Consider the following 6,948-nt stretch of genomic DNA (forward strand, 5'->3'; position numbering starts at 1 on the left):
GCCTGGTCGGGGTCCTGTGCACGGTGCTGGTGGTCAACACGCTCCGGGTGCCGATCGGCTGGGGGGCGCGGGCGTACGGCGCCGAGTTCACCGACGTCGGCGGGCTCGGCCCGGGCTCCGAGGTCACGGTCGCCGGCGTCCGCGTGGGCAGGGTGCTCGGAGTCCGGCGGGGGGTCGGCCCCCCGGGCGAGACGATCGCCGTCGTCGACTTCGAGGTCGAGCGCTCGACGCCGGTCGCGAGTGGCGCGCGCGCGTCGGTCCGCTACGGGGACATGCTGGGCATCCGCTACCTCTCCCTCGATCCCCCACAGGACGGCGGACCGGCCGTCGGCGGTGCCGACCCTCTGCCGGAGGGGACGCGTATCCCGCTGGAGGCCACCACCGATCCCGTGGACCTCACCGCGCTCGTCAACGGGTTCAAGCCACTGTTCGAGGCGGTGCGGCCGGACGAGGTCAACACTCTCTCGCGCACGGTGGTCGCCGCGTTCCAGGGCGAACCGGGTGCCATGGACGTCCTGCTCGCCCGCCTGGCGCTGCTGAGCCGGGACATCGTCGGCAGGCAGGACGTGTACACCAGGCTCGCGGACAACATCATGGCGCTCACCACCACGCTCACCGAGCGGGAGGCGGACCTCCAGCGGCTGGTCAGGGGACTCGACACCGTCTCCGGGGCGCTCGCGGACGGCGACGGGAACGATCTCGCGGCGCTCCTCGAGCGCGGGGACGCGGCCACCGCGACACTGGCCTCGATGCTCCGCGAGACCGAGCCGGATCTGCGCGCGAGCCTGGACGCCGCTCGTCGCACGACCGACGGGTGGATCCCCAACACCCCGGCGTTCGACACCGCGATGGGCAAGGCCCCGCTGTTCGCCCGGGAGGTCAACGCCCAGGCCCAGAAGGGCGGCTTCCTGGCGCTCTACATGTGTAACTTCACGGTCAAGTGGGACGCCTGGGAGACCAGCCTGTTCGGCTACCGGAACTCGGGGGCGTGCCGATGAGTCCGATCGCCATGGTGCGGGAGAGTCTGCTCGACCTCGTCCGCGACCCGAGGCTCGCCCGTCGCGGCAACACCGTCTTCGTGGGGGCCGCATCGATCCTGCTGGTCATCGCGGTCTTCGCGGCGAGCATGGCCCTGCCCCGACTCTGGTACGTCCTGCGTACCCACCACTACGCGGCCGAGTTCGCCAACGCCGGGGGGTTACGGACGGGGGACCCGGTGCTGGTGGCCGGCGTGCCCAGTGGCCGCGTGGATTCCCTGGCGTTGGAGCGCGGGCTCGCGGTGGTGGGGTTCCGGCTCGACCGGGGCCAGGTCCTGGGCGAGGCGAGCACCGCCACGATCGGTCTCAAGTCGATCCTCGGGAACAGGTTCCTCGAGGTCACACCGGCGGGTGGCGGGGACCTCGGCCCGGACCAGCGGATCGGGGTGGAACGCACCACGTCGCCCTACATGATCGACGACATCGGGGGAGCGGTCACGGACCTGGCCGAGGAGCTCGACACGACTGCCGTCAGCGCGATGATCGACAGCCTGGACAGCATCCTGCCGCAGGACGCCGGGGCCGCCGGTCAGTCGATCGACGACGTCTCCGCGGCCCTGGGTCTCCTCGCCCGCGAGGACGCGCGGATGTCCGGGGTGGTCACCACGACGCGCGAGCTGACCGGCGTCCTCGTCTCGCAGGAGGCGAGCATCCGGGCTCTGACCGACCAGTCACTCGTGCTGGTCACCGTGCTCGCCCAGCGTCGTGAGGCGCTCAGCTCGCTCGTGTCGTCCCTGGAGGATCTCGCGACCCGGGTGCGGGTGCTGCTCGACGAGGAGGCCGAGGACGTGGACCGCGTGCTGGGCAACATGCGCTCGATCAGCGAGACCTACCGGAGGAACATCGACGCGATGGACGAGGTCCTCACCCGGATGCCACCCGGACTCCGCGCGGTCACGGACGCGACCGGGAACGGCCCGTGGACGGATGTCGCCACTCCGACCGGCCCGATCCCGGATTCGGCGCTCTGCGCCCTGGGGGTGATGGACGGATGCAACTGAGACGTGTGAGCCGGTCCGGGGTCGTCGCGATCGTCGTCACCGCCCTCGCCGCCGTCCTGGTGGTGGCCTACCTGCTCTCCGGCGTCCGGGGAGACGGCGGTCGCCACGTGATCACGGCCGAGTTCGCCTCCGCCGAGGGCGTGTACGTCGGTTCGCAGGTCCGGATCGTGGGCGTCGAGGTGGGGATCGTCGAGAAGGTCGAGCCGACGGGGGAGTTCGCACGGGTGCGGCTCTCACTGGATCCCGGTACGCGGTTGCCCGCGGACGTGGGCGCTGTGGTGATGAACCCGGCCGTCATCGCCGACCGGTTCGTCGAGCTCACCCCCGCCTACGTGGGCGGGCCGACGTTCCCGGAGGGCGGGGTGATCCCGGCCGAGCGGACGCGGGCGCCCCTCGACTTCGACGAGTTCGTCTCCAGCCTGGACACCCTGAGCGCGGCGTTCTCGCCCGGCGCCGACGAGGTGGCACGTGGTCTCGACAGGGGGGCCGAGGCCCTCGACGGCCGGGGGGAGACGCTGAGCCGCGCCATCAGGAACCTGTCCACGGTCTCGGCGGTCGGCGGGGACCGGGCAGAGGACCTCGACGCGATCATCACCGAGCTCGCGGTGCTCATGGACGCGGCGGGCGGTCGCGACCAGACCATGCGCGACCTCGTGCTGGGACTCGACGACCTGGGCCGGCAGCTCCGGGACGACCGGATCGACGTGGCCGCCCCGGTGGAGGACCTGCGGGTGATCCTCGACGAACTCGACGCGATCGTCGCCGAGCGCGGGGACGACATCACCGCGACGACCACCGCGACCCGCGAGGTGACGGCACTGTACGCACGCCACCGCGCGGACTTCGCCGAGTTCCTGGACCTGTACCCGGTGATGATGGAGAACCTCGCCGCAAGTATCGGGCCCGACGGCCGCGCGCGCATCCGCCTCAACGTCTCGTCCAACATCACCCACTTCGCCCGTGGTCGCGAGCTCTGCCGCCGTGAGCCGCTCCCGCTGTGCACGGGCGCGGGACTGACCAATCCGCTCATGTTCCCGGTCGAGCAGCGTGACCCGATCGGCCTCCTCGGCGCGTTCGACCGGGTCGCGGGGGGTGGATGAGGGCCATGCGTGAGACCGGAACCCGTCCGCACCCGGTGCGCGGACTCGTGACCCTTCTCGGGGTGGCGCTGCTCGGGGGTACGGCGATGGTGGCCGTGAACACCCCGCAACTCGCACTCCAGTCTGTTCCCCTGGGAATGGAGACCGGGGAGGGCTCGGCGGACGTGGAGATGCGGTTCGAGCGCGCCGACCGGCTCGCCCCCGGAGCGGAGGTCCGCTTCGGCGGACGCCTCGTCGGCCGGGTCCGCAGCGTCGGTACCGATGGAACCGAGGCCGTGATCGGCGTCCGCCTCGAGGGCGACTCCGGCGTACCCGCCGGCGTATTCGCCGAGATCCGCCTGCCCACCGCCCTCGGCAGCCCGTTCATCGCGCTCACCCCGCCGGAGGCGCCCTCGACCGGTGCACTGCTCGAGGACACGGGGGTGGTTCCGCGGGCGCACACCGGCGTCGGGCCGGATCTCGAGTCCAGCCTCGCCTCGCTGGGGCTGCTGCTCAACGGGAGTGGGATCGCTCAGCTCGCCTCGGTGATGGAGGAGCTCACCGTGGCCCTGGACGGGCGAGGTGAGGAGATCGGGCGCATCCGGGAACGTGGTGATCGCGCCCTGGAGTTGTACGAGGCGAACCGCGACGAGATCGACCGGACGGTCCTCGCCCTGGACCGGGTCAACGCCTCGCTCGCCGGTCGCCGGGAGCTCATCGACCGCGGCATGCGGGTGTCCGCCGACCTCGTCTCGGAGGTGGCGGCGAGTCGGGAGACGATCACCGCACTCATGGACACCACCACCGCCCTGACGGTGCAGGTCGAGCAGTTCACCTCGGCCACGGACGGGCGCCTGACGCCGTCGCTGCGCACACTGACCGTCCTGCTCGAGGACATGGAGGGCTTCGGGGACGAGGTGGCCCCCACGCTGGACGCACTGCAGCGCTTCGTCACGAACTTCGACGTCGCGGTCCGCGGTGACCACATGATGTTCGACGGCGCGCTCGACCTTCCCGGTTCGCTGGACGCCCTGGGCACCGGCGGGGAGGTGCGCGCGGGTCGACCGCTGCCACCCGGTGCCACCGGCCCGCCCGACGCCCAGCCGCCCGTGGGGGGTGCGCCGTGAACCGCCACGTCGTCACGCAGGCGCTGCTGTTCGCGGTCATCTCGGTGGTGGCCATCGGGTACGGCATCAGGTACATCGGGGAGGACGCCGATGTGGCGAGCGGTTTCCGGGTGGTGGCGCACGTCGAGGACGCGCGGGGCGTCGGGCCCGGGGTGCGCGTGACCTACCGCGGCGTGGACGTGGGCGAGGTCCAGGACGCCGTTCTCGACGGGTCCGGCGGGGTCCGGCTCCGACTGAGGATCATCGACGGGACCCTGATCCCCGTCAGCGCCCACGCCCGGGTGGTGACCAGCACGGCCCTGGGAGACAACCGGCTCGACGTCCGGCCCACGAGTGACACCGGTCCCTACCTGGGAGACGGTGATGAGTTGCTGGTCCCCGAGGACGAGCAACCCGCGTCGATCGAGCACCTCATCGCCGACATCGACACCTCGCTGCGGGCGCTGGACCCGGAGTCACTGGCCTCGTTCGGGGACAGCGTGGCCACCGCGCTCGAGGGCAACGGCCCGCGGCTGGGCGCGATCCTCGAGGACACGGCACTGCTCGCGGAGGTGGTGTCGGAGCAGGCTCCCACGTTACGGGGGCTCGTCGGTGACGGGCTGGTGACCGTACGCGCGCTGGCGGCGCGCCCGGATCCCCTCAGCGGCTCGGCCTCGGTGGCCCGCGACATCGCCGGGCAGCTGTCCCGCCGGGAGGACACGCTCGTGTACCTGCTCGACCGCTCACCCGAGTCGATGCTCCGGGCCCAGGTGCTCCTCGACGCCAACCGGGAGGACGCGGCCGGCCTGCTCGCCAACACCCTCGTCGTCACACCCGTGTTCCGCGATCGGGGACCCGCCTGGGAGGCCGGCCTCACGCAGGGCGAGCGGGGACTGCGGGCCCTGGCGGGGACCGTGCGTGACGGGCGCGCGGACTTCCAGCTGGTCGCCACCCAGGGGCCGGTGTGCGTCTACCCGTACGAACCCCGGGACATCGTCGACCACTCCCCGCGTGAACCGGACCTGCGGTTGTACTGCCCGCCGGGCGAGGACCTGGAGCAACGGGGATCGCGGGCGGCTCCCCGGCCGAACGACGAGGGGCTGGCGGGTGCGACCGAACCCGGCACCAGGATCGGCCCGGACATGGCGGTCGACCCGGTGCTCATCCCGACCGGCAGAGAGATCGCCGCGTACTGGGCGACGATGATGGAAGGACTGCGCGATGGCGGCTGAGGCGACCACGGACGGCGACGTCTGGGAGGACAGGGCCCCGGAGGACAGGGCCCGGGAGGACACCTCCACGGTGGACGACGATCCCGTCGAGGGCACGGACGCCCCGCGGAGGAGCGCCGCTCGCATCGTGAGCGCCCTGGTCGTGGTGGCATTGGTGGCCGCGTGTGCCTGGTTGGGCCATCTCGTGTGGTCTGACCACCGGGAGGACGAACTCCGACGCAGCGCGGCCGAGGACGCCACCCGCCTGGTCGTCCAGCTCGCGTCCTACGACCACGCCGACGTGGACGCGAACATCGAGGCGGTCGTGGCGGAATCCACCCCGGAGTTCGCCGACCGCTATCGCGAGGTGTCCGAGGGGCTGCGCGAGTTGCTCGCGAACGGACAGGGCACCTCGACCGGGACCGTCACCCACGCGGGAGTCCAGAGCGTCGACACCGAACGGGCCGTCGTCCTGGTGTTCCTCGACCAGGAGATCACCAACGTCACCGTGCCCGAGGGCCGGGTCGACGCGAGCCGCATGGTCGTGACCCTGGTCCGCGGAGGGAACCGCTGGCTGCTCGACTCCGCCGAACTCGCCTGACCCCCGGCTGATCCGAACGACCAGCCCGAACCGAAGGAGAACCACCCGTGATCACCGAACTCCACCGCACTCCCGCCGCCCCGGTTCCCCGGGCCGTCCCCCCTGGGGTCGCCGACGCCGTCGACTCCATCGGGGCCGCCGGCGGAGTGGCCAACGTCATCATGCAGTTGTCCTGGCCGGAGATCGGCTGGGGTGTGCGGGAGAGCCGCGTGGACACCGGGAACGTCTACAAGCACCCGCTCAAGCGCGCGCGCACGACCTTCCAGTACCTGGCGGTGGCGACCCTGGGGAGCGACGACGACAAGCGGATCTACCGCGAGGAGGTCACCCGGATCCATCGGCGTGTGCACTCCACCCCGGACAGCCCGGTGACCTACAGCGCCCTCGATCCTGAGCTGCAGATGTGGGTGGCGGCATGCCTCTACGTCGGATTCGAGGACGCGTTCGAGTGGCTGCACGGTCCGATGACCGACTCCGATCGAGAGGCGTTCTACCTCTCCGCACCGACGTTGGGCACCACGCTCCAGGTGCGGCCCGAGCAGTGGCCGTCCACGCGTACGGAGTTCGAGGACTACTGGCGTGAGGGGATGTCGCGGATCCGATTCGACGACCCGGTCCGCGAGCACCTGGTGGGGCTCGCCGAACTCCGGATGCTGCCGCAGCCCACGACCGTGTTGTTCGGCAGACTGAACAAGTGGGTGACCACGGGGTTCCTGCACCGCGAGTTCCGGGACGCACTCGGGCTGCCGTGGAACCCACGGGATCAGCGCCGTTTCGAGCGGTTCCTCGAGGTGACGGCGGCGGCCAATCGACTTCTGCCGTGGCCGGTGCGCACGCTCACCTACCGCGTCCTGCTGCTCGAGCTCAGGTGGCGCCTGCGGACCGGACGACCGCTGATGTGATGCTCCCGCCC

The 6,948-nt window shown here is 71.6% G+C and carries 7 protein-coding genes; all 7 read left to right on the forward strand.

The genetic code is table 11. From position 1 onward, the window contains the following. The coding region (locus IY392_RS08395; protein ID WP_194860961.1) for an MCE family protein at nt 1-998 on the forward strand (998 nt) is incomplete at its 5' end. Further along, nucleotides 995-2,038: an MCE family protein gene (locus IY392_RS08400; RefSeq protein ID WP_194860962.1), complete on the forward strand. Its 1,044-nt coding sequence runs from the start codon at nt 995-997 to the stop codon at nt 2,036-2,038. The genes IY392_RS08395 and IY392_RS08400, both read left to right, overlap by 4 nt. Further along, a complete protein-coding gene (locus IY392_RS08405; protein ID WP_194860963.1) occupies nt 2,029-3,138 on the forward strand; it encodes an MCE family protein in 1,110 nt (369 codons plus the stop codon). The genes IY392_RS08400 and IY392_RS08405 overlap by 10 nt, the downstream gene beginning before the upstream one ends. Nucleotides 3,139-3,143: 5 nt before the next feature. Continuing rightward, nucleotides 3,144-4,244, forward strand: coding sequence for an MlaD family protein (locus IY392_RS08410; protein ID WP_182612749.1), 1,101 nt, complete (start codon nt 3,144-3,146; stop codon nt 4,242-4,244). Continuing rightward, on the forward strand, nt 4,241-5,455 hold the full coding sequence (locus IY392_RS08415; protein WP_194860964.1) for an MlaD family protein: 1,215 nt from the start codon (nt 4,241-4,243) through the stop codon (nt 5,453-5,455). Before IY392_RS08410 ends, IY392_RS08415 begins: the two co-directional genes overlap by 4 nt. Next, entirely contained in the window at nt 5,445-6,035 is a 591-nt protein-coding gene (locus IY392_RS08420) for a hypothetical protein (protein ID WP_194860965.1), read from the forward strand. Before IY392_RS08415 ends, IY392_RS08420 begins: the two co-directional genes overlap by 11 nt. A 47-nt stretch (nt 6,036-6,082) precedes the next feature. Next, on the forward strand, nt 6,083-6,937 hold the full coding sequence (locus IY392_RS08425) for an oxygenase MpaB family protein (RefSeq protein ID WP_231750416.1): 855 nt from the start codon (nt 6,083-6,085) through the stop codon (nt 6,935-6,937). The last annotated feature ends 11 nt before the right edge of the window (nt 6,938-6,948 follow it).

Origin of the sequence: Dietzia sp. SYD-A1 (genome assembly GCF_015356725.1) — a bacterium.
GTDB lineage: Bacteria > Actinomycetota > Actinomycetes > Mycobacteriales > Mycobacteriaceae > Dietzia.

Bases quoted from the DNA above. Each gene is read 5' to 3' on its own strand.
- IY392_RS08400 (WP_194860962.1), top strand. From the start codon at position 995: ATGAGTCCGATCGCCATGGTGCGGGAGAGTCTGCTCGACCTCGTCCGC.
- IY392_RS08405 (WP_194860963.1), top strand. From the start codon at position 2,029: ATGCAACTGAGACGTGTGAGCCGGTCCGGGGTCGTCGCGATCGTCGTC.
- IY392_RS08410 (WP_182612749.1), top strand. From the start codon at position 3,144: ATGCGTGAGACCGGAACCCGTCCGCACCCGGTGCGCGGACTCGTGACC.
- IY392_RS08420 (WP_194860965.1), top strand. From the start codon at position 5,445: ATGGCGGCTGAGGCGACCACGGACGGCGACGTCTGGGAGGACAGGGCC.